The organism is Pseudomonas atagonensis, from assembly GCF_011369485.1.
In the GTDB taxonomy this organism is placed as follows: Bacteria; Pseudomonadota; Gammaproteobacteria; order Pseudomonadales; family Pseudomonadaceae; genus Aquipseudomonas; species Aquipseudomonas atagonensis.
Genome location: NZ_VXCA01000011.1, coordinates 169673 through 187161 on the forward strand (window position 1 = coordinate 169673; position 17489 = coordinate 187161).

Genomic DNA, 17489 nt, shown 5'->3' on the forward strand with positions numbered 1-17489 from the left:
AAGAAACCGGAGAACAACCATGTCGTTAAGCGTGTTCGACCTGTTCAAGATTGGCATCGGCCCCTCCAGTTCCCACACCGTCGGCCCGATGCGCGCAGCCGCGCGTTTCGTCGAAGGCCTGCGTCGGGAAAACCTGTTGTCGGCCACCACCAGCGTCAGGGTCGAGTTGTATGGATCCCTCGGCGCCACCGGCAAGGGGCACGGCAGCGACAAGGCCGTGCTGCTGGGCCTGGAAGGTGAACACCCGGACACCGTGGATACCGAAACCGTTGCTGCACGTCTCACACAGATTCGCGGCAGCGGGCGTTTGAACCTGCTCGGTGAACACAGCATTGCGTTCAACGAGAAAGAACACCTGGCAATGATCCGCAAGCCGCTGGCCTATCACCCCAACGGCATGATCTTTCGCGCCTTCGATGCGGCGGGCCTGCAGATTCGCAGCCGCGAGTACTACTCGGTTGGCGGCGGGTTTGTTGTCGATGAGGATGCGGCCGGCGCCGACCGTATCGTCGAAGACGCCACCCCGCTGACCTTCCCGTTCAAGAGTGCCAAGGACTTGCTCGGTCACTGCGCCACCTATGGCCTGTCGATCAGTCAGGTCATGCTGACCAACGAAAGCGCCTGGCGCCCGGAAGCGGAAACCCGTGCCGGCCTGCTGAAAATCTGGCAAGTAATGCAGGACTGCGTCGCGGCGGGTTGCCGTAACGAAGGCATCTTGCCGGGCGGTTTGAAGGTCAAACGACGTGCTGCCGCGCTACATCGTCAGTTGTGCAAGAACCCCGAATCGGCACTGCGCGATCCGCTGTCAGTGCTTGATTGGGTCAACCTCTACGCACTGGCAGTCAACGAAGAAAACGCCAACGGCGGGCGCGTGGTGACGGCGCCGACCAATGGCGCGGCGGGGATTATTCCCGCTGTTCTGCATTACTACATGCGTTTTATCCCCGGCGCGAATGACGATGGCGTCGTGCGGTTTCTGCTGACGGCGGCGGCTATTGGCATTCTCTACAAGGAGAACGCCTCGATCTCCGGCGCCGAAGTCGGCTGTCAGGGCGAGGTCGGTGTGGCCTGTTCGATGGCCGCCGGCGCACTGTGCGAAGTCCTCGGCGGCAGCGTGCAGCAAGTGGAAAACGCCGCCGAAATCGGCATGGAACACAACCTCGGCCTGACCTGCGACCCGATTGGCGGTCTGGTGCAAGTGCCGTGCATCGAGCGCAATGCGATGGGCTCGGTGAAGGCAATCAACGCGGTGCGCATGGCCATGCGTGGCGACGGTCAGCACTTTGTCTCCCTCGACAAGGTCATCCGCACCATGCGCCAGACCGGCGCCGACATGAAAAGCAAATACAAAGAGACCGCCCGTGGCGGTCTGGCGGTCAACATTATCGAATGCTAATGAGCCCCTCTCCTCCGAGAGAGGGTTGCTGTGAATCAAGGAGTTGCGCATGTCCACCGAACAACTGTCGAAAACCCCGCTGCACGCTCTGCACATCGAACTCGGCGCCCGCATGGTGCCGTTCGCCGGCTACGACATGCCGGTGCAATACCCGCTGGGCGTGATGAAAGAACACCAGCACACCCGTGAGCAGGCCGGCCTGTTCGATGTCTCGCACATGGGCCAGATACGCCTGACCGGCGCTAATGCCGCCAAAGCCCTGGAAACCCTGGTGCCGGTGGACATCATCGACCTGCCAGTCGGCATGCAGCGTTACGCGATGTTCACCAACGAAACCGGTGGCATCCTTGATGACCTGATGGTCGCCAATCTCGGCAACGACGAACTGTTTCTCGTCGTCAACGCCGCGTGCAAGGATCAGGATCTGGCGCACCTGCAAAAACACATCGGCAATCAGTGCACCATTACGGCGCTGTTCGAAGAGCGCGCACTGCTGGCACTGCAAGGTCCGGCCGCCGTTACTGTGCTGGCGCGACTGGCTCCTGACGTCGCGAAAATGACCTTTATGCAATTCGCGCGCGTGAATCTTTTGGGCATCGACTGCTTTGTCAGCCGTTCGGGTTACACCGGTGAAGACGGCTTCGAAATCTCGGTGCCGGCCGCCGATGCAGAAAAACTCGCCCGCGCCCTGCTCGCCGAACCGGAAGTTCAAGCCATCGGCCTGGGTGCTCGCGATTCACTGCGCCTGGAAGCCGGTCTGTGCCTGTACGGCCACGACATGAACAGCGAGACCACGCCAATCGAAGCCAGCCTGTTGTGGGCGATCTCCAAGCCACGCCGTGCCGATGGCGCGCGGGCCGGCGGTTTCCCGGGCGCCGAACAGATCTTTACCCAGCAACAAAACGGTGTCGCGCGCAAACGCGTGGGCCTGCTGCCGCAGGAACGTACGCCAGTGCGTGAAGGCGCGGAAATCGTCAACGAGGTTGGAGAAATCATTGGCAGCGTGTGCAGCGGTGGTTTTGGCCCAACCCTGGGCGGCCCGTTGGCGATGGGTTACCTCGACAGCGCTTATGTCACTCTCGATACAACCGTTTGGGCAATCGTCCGTGGGAAAAAGGTGCCTATGCTTGTAAGCAAAATGCCATTTGTTCCACAACGCTACTATCGTGGTTGATTGACTGTTTCTATAAGTAACGCGATTGCGTTATGCGTGCACTAATGTGTAACGCAATCGCCACAAAAAAGTGCATTTTCTATCAAACGATTCGAATATGAACTTTGCTTATAACGATCGAAAACAATTGAACAAGCTAATCGTCTAAGGCTGCACTAGTGGACTGACTAACTGCCAGCAAGCGCAGGAAAACCGGGGTCTTCGCGGGGCTTGTTTTTTCTCCCGTAGTTGGCGTAGAGTTTGTCCACTGTGTTTGCATGGGTCAGCTTGGAATCGTGACCTGGGCAGTAGCCTACAAGTTAGCTACATCCCGTTCGACGTCTTCTTACTCTCCTGCAACCAGCCCCAGTACTCTTTCATGAGGAAGAGACTGTCATTAATTTTTTGCGTCAAAGGAAATAAGAAATGTCCCAACGTCAGAGCGGTACCGTCAAGTGGTTTAACGACGAGAAAGGTTTTGGTTTTATCACTCCAGAAAGCGGTCCGGATCTGTTCGTGCATTTCCGCGCCATCCAGGGCAACGGCTTCAAAAGCCTGAAAGAAGGCCAGAAAGTGACTTTCGTGGCTGTGCAAGGCCAGAAAGGCATGCAGGCTGACGAAGTACAAGCCGAAGGCTGATCTTCTGTCACGAAAAAGCCCCTGATATTGATATCAGGGGCTTTTTTGTGCGCGCGAATCCGTAAAATGGCGCTTCATTTCGCGTCCAGAGGCTGCCATGTCGAAAAACCTGCTCACCCCACAGGGCGATTTTCCTGCCGTGGGTCTTGGCCGTCGCCTGGCCGCGATGTTCTATGACTTCCTGCTGTGCACTGCCCTGCTGATCGTGACCGGCTTCGTTTACAAGCTGATCCAGGCGGTGATCATTGGCGAAGAACGTCTGCGTGCAATGACCGATGCCGGCAAGCTCGACGGCGACCCGCTGTACTCCACGGTGTTGCTGCTGGTGCTGTTTGCGTTCTTTGCCAAGTTCTGGACCCATGGCGGGCAGACACTCGGCATGCAGGTGTGGGGGATTCGCGTGCAGAACGCCGATGGCAGCGCGATCAGCCTGTGGCAGGCGCTGTTGCGCTTCATGGTGTCGATTGCTTCGTGGCTGTGCGTGGGACTTGGATTTTTCTGGTCGCTGTTTGACAAGCAGAAACGTACGTGGCACGACATCTATTCGGATACCCGCGTCGTTCGGATCCCGAAAAAGAGCAAATAATTTCCAGACACTGAAAACCACTGTGGGAGCGAGCAAGCCCGCTCCCACAGGTTTTGGGTTGTTTCTGAAAGATCTCAGGCGTTACCGGCCAGTTTCATCCGCGCCGCCTGGGTGAAATCAAGCATGCGCTTGAGTGGACGGATCGCCTGAGGAATCAACGCCGGATCAACAAAGATCTCGTTCGTGCCTTCCTTGAGGCTCTTGAGCGTGCGCTCAAGGGTATTCATGGCCATCCACGGGCAATGCGCGCAACTGCGGCACGCGGCGCCGTTACCGGCGGTTGGCGCCTCGATGAAGACCTTGTCCGGGCACAACTGCTGCATCTTGTAGAAAATGCCACGGTCAGTGGCAACGATCAGCGTCTTGTTCGGCAGCGTTTGCGCCGCAGCGATCAACTGACTGGTGGACCCGACGGCGTCCGCCAATTCGATTACCGAGGTCGGCGATTCCGGGTGCACCAGAATGGCCGCGTCCGGATACAACGCTTTCATGTCTTCGAGCTGCTTGGACTTGAACTCCTCGTGAACGATGCAGGCACCGTCCCAAAGCAGCATGTCGGCGCCGGTCTTGCGCTGGATGTAGGTGCCCAGGTGCTTGTCCGGGCCCCAGATGATGGTTTCGCCGTTGTCCATCAGGCTTTCGACGATCTCCAGTGCACAACTCGACGTCACCACCCAGTCAGCCCGCGCCTTCACGGCAGCTGAGGTGTTGGCGTAAACCACCACCGTACGCTCCGGGTGCTGATCACAGAACGCCGAGAACTCGTCCACCGGGCAACCCAGGTCCAGCGAGCAGGTCGCGTCCAGCGTCGGCATCAGCACACGCTTCTCTGGGTTGAGGATCTTCGCGGTCTCGCCCATGAACTTCACACCAGCGACGACCACGGTCTTGGCCGGATGAGCGTTGCCGAAACGGGCCATTTCCAGGGAGTCGGAAACGCAACCGCCAGTTTCTTCGGCCAGGGCCTGAATCACCGGATCGCAATAAAAGTGAGCAACCAGCACCGCGTCCTGAGCCTTGAGCTCGGCGGCAATGGCGGAACGGTAAAAGGCCTCTTCCTCGGCGGTCAGCGGTTTGGGCTGTTTGGCATCGAGGTGGGCTTGAACCAGAAGGCGTTCGGAAATCTGCGTCATGTTCGCAAGACCTGCAGGCGCTTTCGCGCGAAAGTCGAGTATACACCCGGCTCCGGACCGCTTGAGGGTACCGCCGGGAGAGTGAGTATTATCAGGCACGGACAGCGTTAAAGCTGCGCAAGGCTACAGAATATCCCGTTGATACAAAAGATGATTCTGACCTGCGTCAGCGCTCCTGGCACTGAAACAACACAAGCCCGAATTGCAGGCAAAAAAAAACCCGGAAATCCTCACTTTCGTGGGCCTTCCGGATTTTCTAAACCGCCAAATATGGTGGGTCGTGTGGGATTCGAACCTACGACCAATTGGTTAAAAGCCAACTGCTCTACCAACTGAGCTAACGACCCGCTGTGTGGTGGCGCGTATAATACTGATTTTTAAGGACTATTCAACACCTTTTTGAAAAAAATCAAAAATAAGGTGTTGGATCGCCTACACCCGCCGCCGCAAAGCCTTCTGCACGCAGGCGGCAGCTGTCGCATTTGCCGCACGCACGGCCGTCATCGTCAGCCTGATAGCAGGAAACGGTGAGGCCATAATCAACGCCAAGCTTCACGCCCGCCTGGACGATCTGCGCCTTGCTCAGGTTCTGCAGCGGCGCCTGAATGCGGAAGCCGTTACCTTCCACGCCGGCCTTGGTCGCCAGGTTGGCCATGCGCTCGAACGACTCGATGAACTCCGGGCGGCAATCCGGGTAACCCGAATAGTCCACGGCATTCACGCCAATAAAGATGTCGCGCGCGCCGAGCACTTCGGCCCAACCCAATGCCAGCGACAGGAAAACCGTATTACGCGCCGGTACGTAGGTGACCGGGATGCCCTCGCCCAGCTCTTCCGGAATGTCGATGCTGGTATCGGTCAGGGCTGAGCCGCCCATGCCGTTCAGGTTCAGGCCGATCACCTTGTGCTCGATCACGCCCAGATCGCGGGCAACGCGAGCTGCGGCATGCAGTTCAGCGTGAGAACGCTGACCGTAATCGAAACTCATGGTGTAGCAGGCGTAGCCTTCAGCACGAGCCATCGCCACGACGGTGGCCGAGTCCAGACCACCCGACAGCAGGATCACCGCACGTTTTTCGGTAGTGTTCACTTGTTCAGTCATCTCAGCGCCCCGGCTCATCATTCCATAGATATTTATGCAGCTGCAGTTGCAACCGCACCGGCAGATTGTCCGCCACCACCCAGTCCGCCAGATCACGAGCATTGAGGTCGTGATGGCTTGGGGAAAACAGCACTTCACCCGCACGTCGATCGAGTCCGTACTGGATCAATTTCGATACCGCCCAGTCGTAGTCATCCCGCGAGCAGATGACAAACTTCACCTGATCGTTGCGCGTCAGCAAATCGATATTTTCATAACGGTTGCGATGGGCTTCTTTCGAGTCCGGGGTTTTCAGGTCAACCACGCGACTGACCCGAGGATCGACCGCCGAAATGTCGAGAGCGCCGCTGGTTTCCAGCGAGACTTCGTAACCGGCGTCGCACAACTGTTTGAGCAGAGGAATGGCATTGGGCTGGGCCAGCGGCTCACCGCCGGTGACGCACACGTAGCGCGGACGAAATCCGGCCACTTGCTCGAGGATATCGTCGAGGGTGCGAACCGTGCCACCACTGAACGCATAGGCACTGTCGCAGTATTGGCAACGCAACGGGCAACCGGTCAGGCGCACGAAAACCGTGGGCAGCCCGGCAGTCCGCGTTTCCCCCTGCAACGAGTAGAAAACTTCGGTAATTCTCAATGTGTCTTGCATAGTCGCCACGGGCGTAACAGCTAAACAGGCTGTCCGCCTCCGTCAGGCACTTCAGGCAATCCCGCCAACGCGTAGATCACAAGAAGCGTGTTTCAGAAAAAGGGCGTGAATTCTAACGAAAAAACCCGCGACAGGCGCGGGTTTCTTCTAAACGGGTAAAGCAGGCTTACATACGCTGCAGATCGCGTTGGGCCAACTGAGCGGCGGAGGTACCCGGGTATTGGGAAACCACCTGCTGCAGAATGCCTTTGACCTTGTCGGTATGACCGAGGCGGCGCTCTACGTCAGCCAGCTTGTACAGCGAGTCAGGCACTTTGGCATGCTTGGGATACAGCTGCGAAACCTTGGCAAATGCTTGACCTGCACCTTGCAGATCACCTTTGGCCAGATTCACTTCACCCAGCCAGTACTGGGCGTTACCCGCGTATTGGCTGTTCGGGTATTTGCGCAGGAAAGCGGCGAAAGCCTGACTGGCCTTGTCGAAATCCTTGGCTTTGATCAGGTCGAAAGCAGCATCGTAATACAGCTTTTCCTTGGCCGGATCACCCGGTTCACTACTCGCAGCAGGTGCCTGGGCAGCAGCCCCGGCGCCAGCGGCAGCACCGGCAGCAGCACTTGCGTCGCCACCGGCAGAAGAATTCTCAGGAGTCGCGGCAGGTGCAGCACCGGATCCTATGCGCCGATCAAGATCCTGGTATCGCTCCAGGGATTCTTGCTTCATGCGCGCAACCTGATTCTGCAGTTCTTCAATCACACCTTGCTGGCGCGAAATCTGATCCTGCATTTGTTGCAGTTGGTTGAACAGCATGCCTTGTGCCGAGGCAGGGGCCGAAGCCGCTCCCCCGGCATAGGCGCCGTTCGTACCGTAACCTGCAGGCGGATAACTGCTCCCGCTATTGTTATAACCGGAGTTGTCATCGACCACAGGAACCGCAGCCCACGCCGCAAGCGGCGCAAGGCTGAGAGCCAGAACAGTTACAGCACGACGGCACGTTCGCATATCGAATTACTTACGCAGTTCGACGCGACGGTTTTGAGCCCAGGACTGCTCGTCGTTGCCGGTAGCAACTGGACGCTCTTCGCCGTAGGAAACCAGTTCCAGCTGAGCTGGGGAAACACCTTGCAGTACCAGGTAGCGCTGAACGGCTTTCGCACGACGCTCGCCCAGTGCCATGTTGTACTCACGAGTACCACGTTCGTCGGTGTTGCCTTCCAGAACAACGCGAGCGCCGTTTGCTTTCAGGTCTTTGGCGTGAACGTCCAGAGCGCGCATGGCTTCTGGCTTCAGGTCCGAGCTGTCGTATTCGAAGTAGAAGGTGGTGATTGCGCGCAGAGCAGCTTCTTCGCTCAGGGAACCGTCAACGGCACCAGTGTTTGCGCCGTAACCAGCGTTTGGATCAACAGCGCCTTCACCGGCGTTGTCGCCGCCTTTGGACGAGCAACCTACAGCTACAGCCATGGCCAGAGCCAGCGCAGCAAATTTACCAAACTTCAGCATTTCCATCGTGAAACTCCTAATGAACCCCAGTGTGTTAAGTAAAACGTGTAGCGCCCGCTCACTTCAGGTAAGGGGACCAGGACGGTTCTCTGACTTCGCCTTGAGCGGTAGGAAGCGGGAGCCTAACGCGTCCATTAATGGACACGAGCATCAAGACTCCCCGGCCCTGCTGGCGGGTGGCGTAGATTACCATGGTGCCGTTGGGCGCAACAGTAGGTGACTCATCCAGAGTGCTATCAGTGAGGATCTTTACACTACCTCGCTGCAAATCCTGGGCCGCCACCTTGAAATTGGTGAATCCGTCCTGGCGATGGATCATCACCAGAGTCTTTTCGTCAGCCGACAGTTTCGGGTTGGCGTTGTAGTTGCCCACAAACGTCACACGCTCGGCACCGCCGCCACTGGCGCTGGTCTTGTAGATCTGAGGCTTGCCGCCACGGTCCGAAGTGAAGTAGATGGTCGAACCATCCTTGCCCCAGTACGGTTCGGTATTGATGCCGGGACCGGCAGTCACGCGGGTGATCTGACGCGAAGCCAGGTTCATCACGTAGATGTCCGGGTTACCGTCCTTCGACAGCACGAACGCCAGGCGATCGCCATTCGGCGACCAGGCAGGAGCGCCGTTCAGGCCTTCGAAGTTGGTGATCTGCTCACGGCGACCGGTGTCGATGTTCTGCATGAAGATGCGCGGACGCTTCTGTTCGAACGACACGTAGGCAATACGCTTGCCGTCCGGTGCAAAACGCGGCGACAGGATTGGCTCGCGCGATTGCAGCAGGGTCACGGCGCGGGCACCGTCATAGTCCGAACGCTGCAGGGTGTAGCGGGTGTTCTTCTCGGAGAAGCGTTCAGCCGTTACGTACAGCAGACGCGTCGAGAACGCACCTTCGATACCGGTCAGTTTCTGGAACGACTGGTCGGAGATGTAGTGCGCCATGTCGCGCAGTTGCTCGGTAGTACCGGACACACTGCCGTCAGCCACTTTCTGTTCGGTGGCCACGTTGAACAATGCCCACTGAACCTGCAGGCGACCGCCCGCCGGAACAATGCTGCCAACCATCACGTACTGAGCACCCACCGCCTTCCAGTCACGGAAGATGATTTCGCTCGGCTGGCTTGGCTGGCTGATCATGTTTTGCTTGGGAATCGGCGAGTAGTAGCCCGAGTTACGCAAATCGTTACCAATAATTTCAGCCATGTCGTCCGGCAGGACTGCACCGCCCTGGAAACCGAACGGTACAACGGCGATCGGAGTAGCCCGATCGCTGCCGCTGGTGACCAGAATGTTCTTTTCATCCGCCATCGCGATCCCTGCCATGCAGCAGATCACGACCAGCATTCCTCGAAGAAGGTTTCTCACAAGGCTAGATCCTCAGGTGTGAATGTCATCTTGAATGAACGATACGGAGCGAAATCGCTCGGCTTCATTCCCTGCATTTCCGTCAAACGTCCAATATTTTTGACCGCCGCCACTGCCGAAGCATCGAACGGACCATCGCCACTGGATTTGGCCACGCTGACCGAAGTCACCGTACCGTCCGGCAACATGCCGATTTGCAGCACGACCGTCATGCCTTTGCGTGCCGAAGGAGGACGCGCCCAACCTTCCGCTGCCCGCGCACGAATCAGGTCATCGAAACTGCCCGCGACTTCGTCACCCTGCTCATCGGCCAAGGCCTGCTGACGCTGCGGCGTGTCGGAAAGCAAATCTGCCAAGGCCTGAGCCTTTTTGTCTTCGGTAGATTTACGTGCCGCATCCTGCGCTTTCTTCTTCGCAGCATCGGCAGCAGCTTTCTTCTTCGCTTCGTCGGCGATTTTCTTCTTCGCCTCCTCAGCTTCAGCTTTCTTCTTGGCGTCTTCGGCGGCTTTCTTCTTCGCGTCTTCGACAATCTTCTTCTTGGCTTCTTCAGCGGCCGCTTTCTTGGCCTCTTCTTCAGCAGCCTTTTTGGCTTCTTCTTCAGCCTTCTTCTTGGCTATATCAGCCAATTGTTTCTCTTCGGCCTTCTTGGCTTCGGCTTTTTTCGCGTCGTCGGCTTTTTTGGCTTCATCAGCCTTTTTCGCCTCGTCCGCTTTTTTCGCCTCATCGGCCTTCTTGGCTTCCTCGGCCTTTTGAGCCGCTTCTTCTTTCTTTTGTTCCGCAGCTTTCACCGCTTCCTGCTCGACCTTTTTCTGCTCCATCTGCTCGACTTCGGTCTGGCGCGCGGCGGATTTCTTCGCCTCACCCGCAATCTTCTGATTGGTCTGGGTGGTCGCCTGACTTTTCGATTTCAGCTGGTACAAGGTCGCCTGGACAATCGGCTTGGCCGGCGGCAACTCTGGTGTAAAGGCGAAACTGACGAACAGCATGCCGAACACCAGCACGTGCAGGACAATTGCCAGAACACTAGGCCAGAAGTAGCTTTCCGAGGCGGACGGCTCTCGCTGTTGCTGCATCAGGGCGCCTCGGTAATCAAGCCAACATTACCGACCCCGGCTTTCTGCAACCCGCCCATCGCGCCCATGACGGCGCCATAGTCGACAGTCTTGTCGCCACGAATGAAGACCTGGGTGTGCTTGCCGCCTTCGTTGCCGGCGCGAATGATCTTGGTCACCGCGTCAGTCATTTGCGGCAGAGTCATGGCCCTGTCCTGTTGCTTTTCAGTATCGACTTCGCTGCCAAGGTTCCAGTAGTAGGTCTTGTCAGCCTTGATCGAAATGGTCAGAACCTGGGTGTTGTTGTCTTGCGGCAAGGCTTCGCTGGAAACCTTGGGCAGATCAACTTTCACGCCCTGATTGAGCATCGGCGCGGTCACCATGAAGATGACCAGCAGTACCAACATCACGTCGATGTAAGGCACTACGTTCATCTCGGCGACCGGCTTGCGCTTTTTGCGAGCTCGAGCGATTAAAGCCATTGGAAATTACCTGCTTATTCTTCGCTGGTGTGCACTTTGCGGTGCAGGATCGCCTGGAATTCATCGGCGAAGGTGTAGTAGCGGCTCAGCAAGGTTTCGCTGCGGGCAGAGAAACGGTTGTAAGCGATAACCGCAGGAATAGCGGCGAACAGGCCGATCGCGGTGGCGATCAGGGCTTCGGCGATACCCGGAGCCACGGTGGCCAGGGTGGCCTGCTGAGCGCTGGCCAGACCACGGAAGGAGTTCATGATGCCCCATACGGTACCGAACAGACCGATGTACGGGCTGACCGAACCGACGGTGGCGAGGAACGGCAGGCTCTGCTCCAGTTTCTCTTCTTCACGGGAGATGGCGACGCGCATGGCACGGGCCACACCTTCCATTACTGCTTCAGGATCGACACCTGGCTGCTGACGCAGACGGGAGAATTCCTTGAAACCGGCACGGAAGATCTGCTCCACGCCCGAATCCGGATCCGGATTGCTGCCCGCCTGACGGTACAGCTTGGACAGGTCGATACCCGACCAGAAGCGCTCTTCGAAGCTCTCCAGGGCGCGTCGACCGGCACGCAGCAGATTGCTGCGCTGAAAGATCATGATCCATGAGGTCACCGATGCGGCCACCAGGGTCAACATTACCAACTGCACCACGATGCTGGCATTGCTGACCAGGCTCCACATGGAGGAATGGTCGACGACGTTAGCTTCCACGCTTTATCTCCTGCTTTGAGTGTGTACCCGGGCCGACCGCGTCGGCAAAGGCCGCACGCAAGTCTTCGGGAAGGGCCCGGGGTTTCAAACTGTTAGTGCGCACACAGGCCACCAAAAACTGCCCTTCACAGAGCAGCACATTATCCGTTGCCCGCCTGACCTGCTGTTTGAAGCGCAGGCTGACCCGGTTCAATTCGATTACTTCAGCGCTTACCAGCAGCTCGTCGTCCAGTCGCGCCGGCGCGTGGTAACGCGCTTCGCTGGAATGCACGACAAACAACAGATCCTCCCCGGCAAGCTGCGATTGGGCAAAGCCCAGTTCGCGGAGCCGCTCGGTTCGAGCCCGTTCCATAAACTTGAGGTAATTAACGTAATACACGATGCCGCCCGCATCGGTGTCCTCGTAATAAACGCGACAACAATGTGCGAACGGCTCAAGCCCGTTTTGCGCGCGCATACTCTAGTGCTTACTCCTCAGGTTGCCAATCCGGCCAGGCAACTGTTTTTCACTGTTCGAAGGCTTTACCGTAAAAGTACCGTCGTCTGACAGTACAAACCCTGAATAAATCGACAACAAATGTGTATTAATCGTCCACGGCATCGAGAAACTCGTCTGCCACGGGCATTTCCCCCATTCGTGACGGAATGTTTAAACCGAAATGCAGATACGCATGCCGGGTTACCACCCTGCCCCGTGGCGTGCGCATGATGTAGCCCTGCTGAATGAGGTACGGCTCCAGCACGTCTTCAATGGTATGCCGTTCTTCACTGATCGCCGCCGCCAGGCTGTCGATCCCCACCGGCCCGCCATCGAACTTCTCGATCATGGTCAACAGCAGACGCCGGTCCTGATGATCGAAACCGTGCTCATCGACGTCCAGCAGGTTCAGCGCCAGATCGGCCACCGACTTGGTGATGTGGCCCTTGGCCCGGACTTCGGCGAAATCCCGAACCCGGCGCAACAAGCGGTTGGCGATCCGCGGTGTACCACGGGCACGCCGGGCAATCTCGAAGGCGCCTTCCGGGTCCAGCGGCAAGCCGAGGATATTCGCCGAACGCCCGACAATCGTCGCCAGATCCGCCGTACTGTAGAACTCAAGACGCTGGACAATACCGAAGCGGTCGCGCAACGGATTGGTCAGCATGCCCGCACGGGTAGTCGCACCCACCAGCGTGAACGGCGGCAGATCGAGCTTGATCGAGCGCGCCGCCGGCCCTTCGCCAATCATGATGTCGAGCTGGAAATCTTCCATCGCCGGGTACAGCACTTCTTCGACAATAGGCGACAGGCGATGGATTTCATCGATGAACAAGACGTCGTGCGGTTCAAGGTTGGTCAACAGCGCCGCGAGATCGCCCGGCCGCTCGAGCACCGGGCCGGATGTGCTCTTGATCGACACGCCCATTTCCTGGGCAATGATGTTGGCGAGGGTGGTTTTACCCAGACCCGGCGGGCCGAAGATCAGTGTGTGATCGAGGGATTCGCTGCGGCCACGGGCAGCCTGAATGAACAGCTCCATCTGCTCGCGCACGGTCGGTTGACCAATGTAATCGGCCAGGCTGACCGGGCGAATGGCCCGGTCCTGGACTTCTTCGCGCTCACGCGGGCTGTGCGCGGCGGCGATCAGACGATCAGCTTCAATCACTTAAATCATTCCCTTCAGGGCGCGGCGGATCAGGTCTTCACTGCTCAAATTCTTGTCCTTGATGGCGGTAATCGCCTTGCTGGCTTCCTGCGGCTTGTAGCCCAGAGAAATCAGCGCACTGACTGCATCGTTCTCGGCAGTGTTGACCGGCGCCGGGCCATCGGGCTGGTTCGGCACCAGGGCAAACATGGCCGGCGAAGTTTCCCACGCCTTGAAGCGATCCTTGAGCTCAACCAGCAAGCGCTCGGCGGTTTTCTTGCCTACGCCGGGCACCTTGGTCAGCGCCGAGGTGTCCTGGGATTGCACGCAGCGAATCAGTTCGTCGACTTCCAGACTCGACATCAATGCCAGCGCCAGTTTCGGCCCGACACCATTGAGACGGATCAACTCTCGAAAAAAGTCTCGCTCACGCTTGCCAGCGAATCCATAGAGTAACTGCGCGTCTTCGCGCACGACCAAATGGGTGTGCAGGGTCAGCGGTTCACCGACCGACGGCAGGCGATAAAGGGTGGTCATGGGCACTTCCAGCTCATACCCGAGGCCGTTTACATCCAGAATCAGGTGCGGCGGCTGTTTCTCAGCCAGGGTGCCGCGCAAGCGTCCAATCACGTTTCAGATCCTTGAGCATTGGCCAGCCTTGGGCTGGCGACTGACGGAAGGCAAGCTTCGGGCCGACGACCCAGGCGCGAAACTCACGTTGCGACAAATTTGATTGCTGATGCTATCAGAGACGCAGGCGCCCGCCACGACTGCGTGCCGTGCCCAAGCCATGCGGCAACAGACTGGAGCGAGTGTGCGCGTGACAAATGGCAATCGCCAGGGCGTCGGAAGCATCGATTTGCGGCTTGCTGGTCAGCTTGAGCATGTGCATGACCATCATCTGCACCTGCTCTTTATTCGCCGCTCCGGTACCGACAACGGCTTGTTTGACTTGAGTTGCGGTGTATTCGGCGATTTCCAGACACTCTTCGGCGCCTGCGACAATGGCCGCCCCGCGAGCCTGCCCGAGCTTGAGTGCCGAATCAGCGTTTTTCGCCATGAACACTTTTTCGATGCCCATGGTCACCGGGCCGTAGGTCTGAATGATTTCGCGCACGCCGCGATAAACGATCTGCAGTCGTTCATGCAACTCGCCGGCGCCGGTACGAATGCACCCCGATGCCACGTAGATGCAGCCGCCGCGTCCGGTATCGCGAACAATCCCGTAACCGGTGATGCGCGAGCCGGGGTCGATACCTAGAATTAAAGTCATAAGCCTGCTGGTTCGAAATAACACAAAAACAAATGTGGGAGCTGGCTTGCCAGCGATGACGGAGTGTCAGGCACCATCAATTTCTGATGTGCCGACGCCATCGCTGGCAAGCCAGCTCCCACATTGAATCGTAGTCGCTCTTAACCGAGCTGAGCGGCCACGTCTTCCGGAATATCCGCATTGGAATAGACGTTTTGCACGTCATCCAGATCCTCAAGCATGTCGATCAGCTTGAGCACCTTCTCCGCGCCTTCCAGGTCCAGCTCCGCGCTGGTGGTCGGCTGCATGACGATTTCAGCGTCATCACCCTTGAAACCAGCGGCTTCCAGCGCGTTACGCACGGCGTAGAAACTGGTGAACGAGGTGAACACGTCAATCGAGCCGTCTTCGTGGGTGACCACGTCATCGGCATCGGCTTCCAGCGCTGCTTCGGTCAGTGCGTCTTCATCGACGCCCGGCGCAAAACTGATCTGGCCCTTGCGTTCGAACAGGTACGCCACCGAACCGTCAGTGCCCAGGTTTCCGCCGCACTTGCTGAACGCATGACGCACCGCCGCTGCGGTACGGTTGCGGTTGTCGGTCATGCATTCGACCATCACCGCCACGCCACCCGGGCCATAACCTTCGTAGGTCAGCTCTTCGACGTTGTCCGCTTCGGTCGCACCGGCGCCACGCGCAACCGCACGGTCGATGATATCGCGGCTCATGTTCGCACCCAGCGCCTTGTCCAGGGCCAGACGCAGACGCGGATTGGAGCCCGGATCGCCGCCGCCCTGACGGGCCGCAACGGTCAGTTCACGAATCCACTTGGTGAAGATCTTGCCTCTCTTGGCATCCTGACGTTCTTTGCGGTGCTTGATGTTCGCCCACTTGGAATGACCTGCCATAACTCGCTCCGAATTCTCTTTGAAACGTTGCCCGCCCTGCTTTCGCATTGGCCAGCAAACAAAAAATCTCGACCTGCTCTCTGGAAAGAAAAAAGGCGCATCCGAAGATGCGCCTTCAGGCCCGTCTTACTCAGCCTTTGGCGTTTCGCGCAAACGAATGTGCAGCTCGCGCAGTGCCTTGGCATCCACCACACCTGGCGCTTGCGTCATGACATCGGCAGCACTCTGGGTTTTCGGGAAGGCGATCACTTCACGGATCGACTGGGCGCCGGTCATCAGCATCACCAGACGATCCAGACCGAAGGCCAGACCACCGTGCGGCGGCGCACCGTACTTCAGCGCGTCGAGCAGGAAGCCGAATTTCTCTTCCTGTTCAGCTTCGTTGATGCCCAGCAGGCGGAATACCGACTGTTGCATTTCCTTGCGGTGGATACGGATCGAACCGCCACCCAGTTCGGTGCCGTTCAGAACCATGTCGTAAGCGCGGGACAGAGCGCCGGCCGGGTTGGCTTCCAGCTCTTGCGGCGTGCACTTCGGCGCGGTGAACGGGTGATGCAGCGCAGAGAAGCTGCCGTCGTCGTTCTCTTCGAACATCGGGAAGTCGACGACCCACATCGGCGCCCACTTGCAGGTCAGCAGATCGAGATCGTGACCGAGCTTGATACGCAGCGCGCCCAGGGCTTCGCTGACGATCTTGGCCTTGTCGGCACCGAAGAACACGATGTCGCCATCGACAGCGCCAACGCGATCGAGGATCACGTTCAGTTTGTCTTCCGGGATGTTTTTCACGATCGGCGATTGCAGGCCTTCAACACCGGCAGCGCGCTCGTTGACCTTGATGTACGCCAGACCTTTGGCACCGTAGATGCCGACGAACTTGGTGTAGTCGTCGATCTGCTTGCGCGGCATGCTCGCCCCGCCAGGAACGCGCAGTGCGGCGATACGGCATTTCGGGTCGTTGGCCGGGCCGCTGAACACCTTGAATTCAACTTCTTTCAGTTGATCGGCAACGTCGACCAGTTCCAGCGGGTTACGCAGGTCCGGCTTGTCGGAACCGTAACGGCGCATGGCTTCTTCGAAAGTCATGTGGGGGAATTCGCCGAATTCCAGATCCAGCACTTCCTTGAACAGGTTGCGGATCATGCCTTCGGTCAGGCCCATGATGTCTTTTTCGTCGAGGAAGCTGGTTTCGATGTCGATCTGAGTGAACTCAGGCTGACGGTCGGCACGCAGGTCTTCGTCGCGGAAGCACTTGGCGATCTGGTAGTAACGGTCGAAACCGGCAACCATCAGCAGTTGCTTGAACAGCTGTGGCGATTGCGGCAGCGCGAAGAACGAACCGGCGTGAGTACGGCTCGGCACCAGATAGTCACGCGCACCTTCAGGGGTGGCACGGGTCAGGATCGGTGTTTCAACGTCGAGGAAGCCGTTCTCGTCAAGGTAGCGACGGATGCTGGTGGTCATGCGCGAACGCAGACGCAGCTTCTCGGCCATTTCCGGACGACGCAGGTCGAGGAAGCGATAACGCAGACGGGTTTCTTCGCCGACGTCGGAGTATTCGTTGAGCGGGAACGGCGGGGTTTCCGCTTCGTTCAACACTTCCAGCTCGTAACCGAGCACTTCGATCATGCCCGACGCCATGTTGGCGTTGGTGGCACCGGCCGGACGCAGACGCACCTTGCCGGTGATCTTCACGACGTATTCGCTGCGCACGCGATCGGCGGCGGCAAAGCTCTCGGCGCGATCCGGGTCGAACACCACCTGAGCCAGACCATCACGATCACGGATATCGAGGAAAATCACCCCGCCGTGGTCGCGGCGACGGTGAACCCATCCGCAAAGGGTAATTTCCTGGCCTTCCAGGCTTTCGTTCAGTTGGCCGCAATAGTGGCTGCGCATCATGATAATGGTCGCTTCTCGTCATTCGATATTCGGTGGAGATCC

General features: G+C 58.3%; 19 protein-coding genes and 1 tRNA gene. 4 read left to right on the top strand and 16 right to left on the bottom strand.

Annotation, left to right across the window (positions count from 1 at the left end; genetic code table 11):
* The first annotated feature begins 19 nt into the window (after positions 1-19).
* The 4 genes from F2P67_RS07945 (at position 20) to F2P67_RS07960 (ending at position 3774) form a co-directional block, all read left to right on the top strand.
* Entirely contained in the window at positions 20-1396 is a 1377-nt protein-coding gene (locus F2P67_RS07945; protein WP_166219184.1) for an L-serine ammonia-lyase, read from the top strand.
* Positions 1397-1445: 49 nt separating this feature from the next.
* Positions 1446-2570, top strand: a complete 1125-nt coding sequence (gcvT, locus tag F2P67_RS07950) for a glycine cleavage system aminomethyltransferase GcvT (protein ID WP_166219186.1) — start codon at positions 1446-1448, stop codon at positions 2568-2570.
* Between the two features lie 405 nt (positions 2571-2975).
* A complete protein-coding gene (locus F2P67_RS07955) occupies positions 2976-3188 on the top strand; it encodes a cold-shock protein (RefSeq protein ID WP_007934683.1) in 213 nt (70 codons plus the stop codon).
* A 97-nt stretch (positions 3189-3285) separates the two neighbouring features.
* Complete coding sequence (locus F2P67_RS07960) at positions 3286-3774, top strand: RDD family protein (RefSeq protein WP_166219188.1); 489 nt, start codon at positions 3286-3288, stop codon at positions 3772-3774.
* A gap of 74 nt (positions 3775-3848) precedes the next feature.
* Here F2P67_RS07960 and nadA read toward each other — a convergent pair whose 3' ends face one another.
* From nadA to aspS, 16 genes are all read right to left on the bottom strand, one after another.
* Positions 3849-4907 (bottom strand): quinolinate synthase NadA, encoded by a 1059-nt coding sequence (gene nadA / locus F2P67_RS07965; RefSeq protein WP_166219190.1) that lies wholly within the window; start codon positions 4905-4907, stop codon positions 3849-3851.
* Positions 4908-5178: 271 nt separating this feature from the next.
* Positions 5179-5254 (bottom strand) — tRNA-Lys (locus F2P67_RS07970).
* Positions 5255-5316: 62 nt separating this feature from the next.
* Positions 5317-6009 carry a 7-cyano-7-deazaguanine synthase QueC gene (queC, locus tag F2P67_RS07975; protein ID WP_166219192.1) on the bottom strand — a complete coding sequence of 231 codons (693 nt, stop codon included), beginning with the start codon at positions 6007-6009 and terminating at the stop codon, positions 5317-5319.
* A gap of 1 nt (position 6010) precedes the next feature.
* Positions 6011-6658, bottom strand: a complete 648-nt coding sequence (gene queE / locus F2P67_RS07980) for a 7-carboxy-7-deazaguanine synthase QueE (protein ID WP_166219194.1) — start codon at positions 6656-6658, stop codon at positions 6011-6013.
* Positions 6659-6824: 166 nt separating this feature from the next.
* Positions 6825-7658 carry a tol-pal system protein YbgF gene (gene ybgF, locus F2P67_RS07985; RefSeq protein WP_166219196.1) on the bottom strand — a complete coding sequence of 278 codons (834 nt, stop codon included), beginning with the start codon at positions 7656-7658 and terminating at the stop codon, positions 6825-6827.
* A gap of 6 nt (positions 7659-7664) precedes the next feature.
* Positions 7665-8162 (bottom strand): peptidoglycan-associated lipoprotein Pal, encoded by a 498-nt coding sequence (gene pal / locus F2P67_RS07990; protein WP_003178634.1) that lies wholly within the window; start codon positions 8160-8162, stop codon positions 7665-7667.
* A 52-nt stretch (positions 8163-8214) separates the two neighbouring features.
* Positions 8215-9495: a Tol-Pal system beta propeller repeat protein TolB gene (tolB, locus tag F2P67_RS07995; RefSeq protein ID WP_166219254.1), complete on the bottom strand. Its 1281-nt coding sequence runs from the start codon at positions 9493-9495 to the stop codon at positions 8215-8217.
* Between the two features lie 17 nt (positions 9496-9512).
* Positions 9513-10589, bottom strand: coding sequence for a cell envelope integrity protein TolA (tolA, locus tag F2P67_RS08000; RefSeq protein ID WP_166219198.1), 1077 nt, complete (start codon positions 10587-10589; stop codon positions 9513-9515).
* Positions 10589-11041: a protein TolR gene (gene tolR, locus F2P67_RS08005; protein ID WP_162530237.1), complete on the bottom strand. Its 453-nt coding sequence runs from the start codon at positions 11039-11041 to the stop codon at positions 10589-10591. Before tolR ends, tolA begins: the two co-directional genes overlap by 1 nt.
* A gap of 23 nt (positions 11042-11064) precedes the next feature.
* Positions 11065-11760, bottom strand: coding sequence for a protein TolQ (gene tolQ, locus F2P67_RS08010; protein WP_007912733.1), 696 nt, complete (start codon positions 11758-11760; stop codon positions 11065-11067).
* Positions 11750-12217, bottom strand: a complete 468-nt coding sequence (ybgC, locus tag F2P67_RS08015; protein WP_166219200.1) for a tol-pal system-associated acyl-CoA thioesterase — start codon at positions 12215-12217, stop codon at positions 11750-11752. The genes tolQ and ybgC overlap by 11 nt, the downstream gene beginning before the upstream one ends.
* A 127-nt stretch (positions 12218-12344) precedes the next feature.
* Positions 12345-13406, bottom strand: a complete 1062-nt coding sequence (ruvB, locus tag F2P67_RS08020; protein WP_047599519.1) for a Holliday junction branch migration DNA helicase RuvB — start codon at positions 13404-13406, stop codon at positions 12345-12347.
* A complete protein-coding gene (gene ruvA / locus F2P67_RS08025; protein ID WP_003227522.1) occupies positions 13407-14015 on the bottom strand; it encodes a Holliday junction branch migration protein RuvA in 609 nt (202 codons plus the stop codon).
* Between the two features lie 115 nt (positions 14016-14130).
* Positions 14131-14658, bottom strand: a complete 528-nt coding sequence (gene ruvC / locus F2P67_RS08030) for a crossover junction endodeoxyribonuclease RuvC (protein ID WP_007962095.1) — start codon at positions 14656-14658, stop codon at positions 14131-14133.
* A gap of 140 nt (positions 14659-14798) precedes the next feature.
* Positions 14799-15545 (bottom strand): YebC/PmpR family DNA-binding transcriptional regulator, encoded by a 747-nt coding sequence (locus F2P67_RS08035; protein WP_085709622.1) that lies wholly within the window; start codon positions 15543-15545, stop codon positions 14799-14801.
* A gap of 126 nt (positions 15546-15671) precedes the next feature.
* Positions 15672-17447 carry an aspartate--tRNA ligase gene (gene aspS / locus F2P67_RS08040; RefSeq protein ID WP_166219202.1) on the bottom strand — a complete coding sequence of 592 codons (1776 nt, stop codon included), beginning with the start codon at positions 17445-17447 and terminating at the stop codon, positions 15672-15674.
* Between the last annotated feature and the right edge of the window lie 42 nt (positions 17448-17489).

Excerpts from the sequence above, each read along its gene's own strand:
- F2P67_RS07945 (WP_166219184.1), top strand. The coding sequence starts at position 20 with ATGTCGTTAAGCGTGTTCGACCTGTTCAAGATTGGCATCGGCCCCTCC.
- gcvT (WP_166219186.1), top strand. The coding sequence starts at position 1,446 with ATGTCCACCGAACAACTGTCGAAAACCCCGCTGCACGCTCTGCACATC.
- F2P67_RS07955 (WP_007934683.1), top strand. The coding sequence starts at position 2,976 with ATGTCCCAACGTCAGAGCGGTACCGTCAAGTGGTTTAACGACGAGAAA.
- F2P67_RS07960 (WP_166219188.1), top strand. The coding sequence starts at position 3,286 with ATGTCGAAAAACCTGCTCACCCCACAGGGCGATTTTCCTGCCGTGGGT.
- nadA (WP_166219190.1), bottom strand. The coding sequence starts at position 4,907 with ATGACGCAGATTTCCGAACGCCTTCTGGTTCAAGCCCACCTCGATGCC.
- queC (WP_166219192.1), bottom strand. The coding sequence starts at position 6,009 with ATGACTGAACAAGTGAACACTACCGAAAAACGTGCGGTGATCCTGCTG.
- queE (WP_166219194.1), bottom strand. The coding sequence starts at position 6,658 with ATGCAAGACACATTGAGAATTACCGAAGTTTTCTACTCGTTGCAGGGG.
- ybgF (WP_166219196.1), bottom strand. The coding sequence starts at position 7,658 with ATGCGAACGTGCCGTCGTGCTGTAACTGTTCTGGCTCTCAGCCTTGCG.
- pal (WP_003178634.1), bottom strand. The coding sequence starts at position 8,162 with ATGGAAATGCTGAAGTTTGGTAAATTTGCTGCGCTGGCTCTGGCCATG.
- tolB (WP_166219254.1), bottom strand. The coding sequence starts at position 9,495 with ATGCTGGTCGTGATCTGCTGCATGGCAGGGATCGCGATGGCGGATGAA.
- tolA (WP_166219198.1), bottom strand. The coding sequence starts at position 10,589 with ATGCAGCAACAGCGAGAGCCGTCCGCCTCGGAAAGCTACTTCTGGCCT.
- ybgC (WP_166219200.1), bottom strand. The coding sequence starts at position 12,217 with ATGCGCGCGCAAAACGGGCTTGAGCCGTTCGCACATTGTTGTCGCGTT.
- ruvC (WP_007962095.1), bottom strand. The coding sequence starts at position 14,658 with ATGACTTTAATTCTAGGTATCGACCCCGGCTCGCGCATCACCGGTTAC.
- F2P67_RS08035 (WP_085709622.1), bottom strand. The coding sequence starts at position 15,545 with ATGGCAGGTCATTCCAAGTGGGCGAACATCAAGCACCGCAAAGAACGT.
- aspS (WP_166219202.1), bottom strand. The coding sequence starts at position 17,447 with ATGATGCGCAGCCACTATTGCGGCCAACTGAACGAAAGCCTGGAAGGC.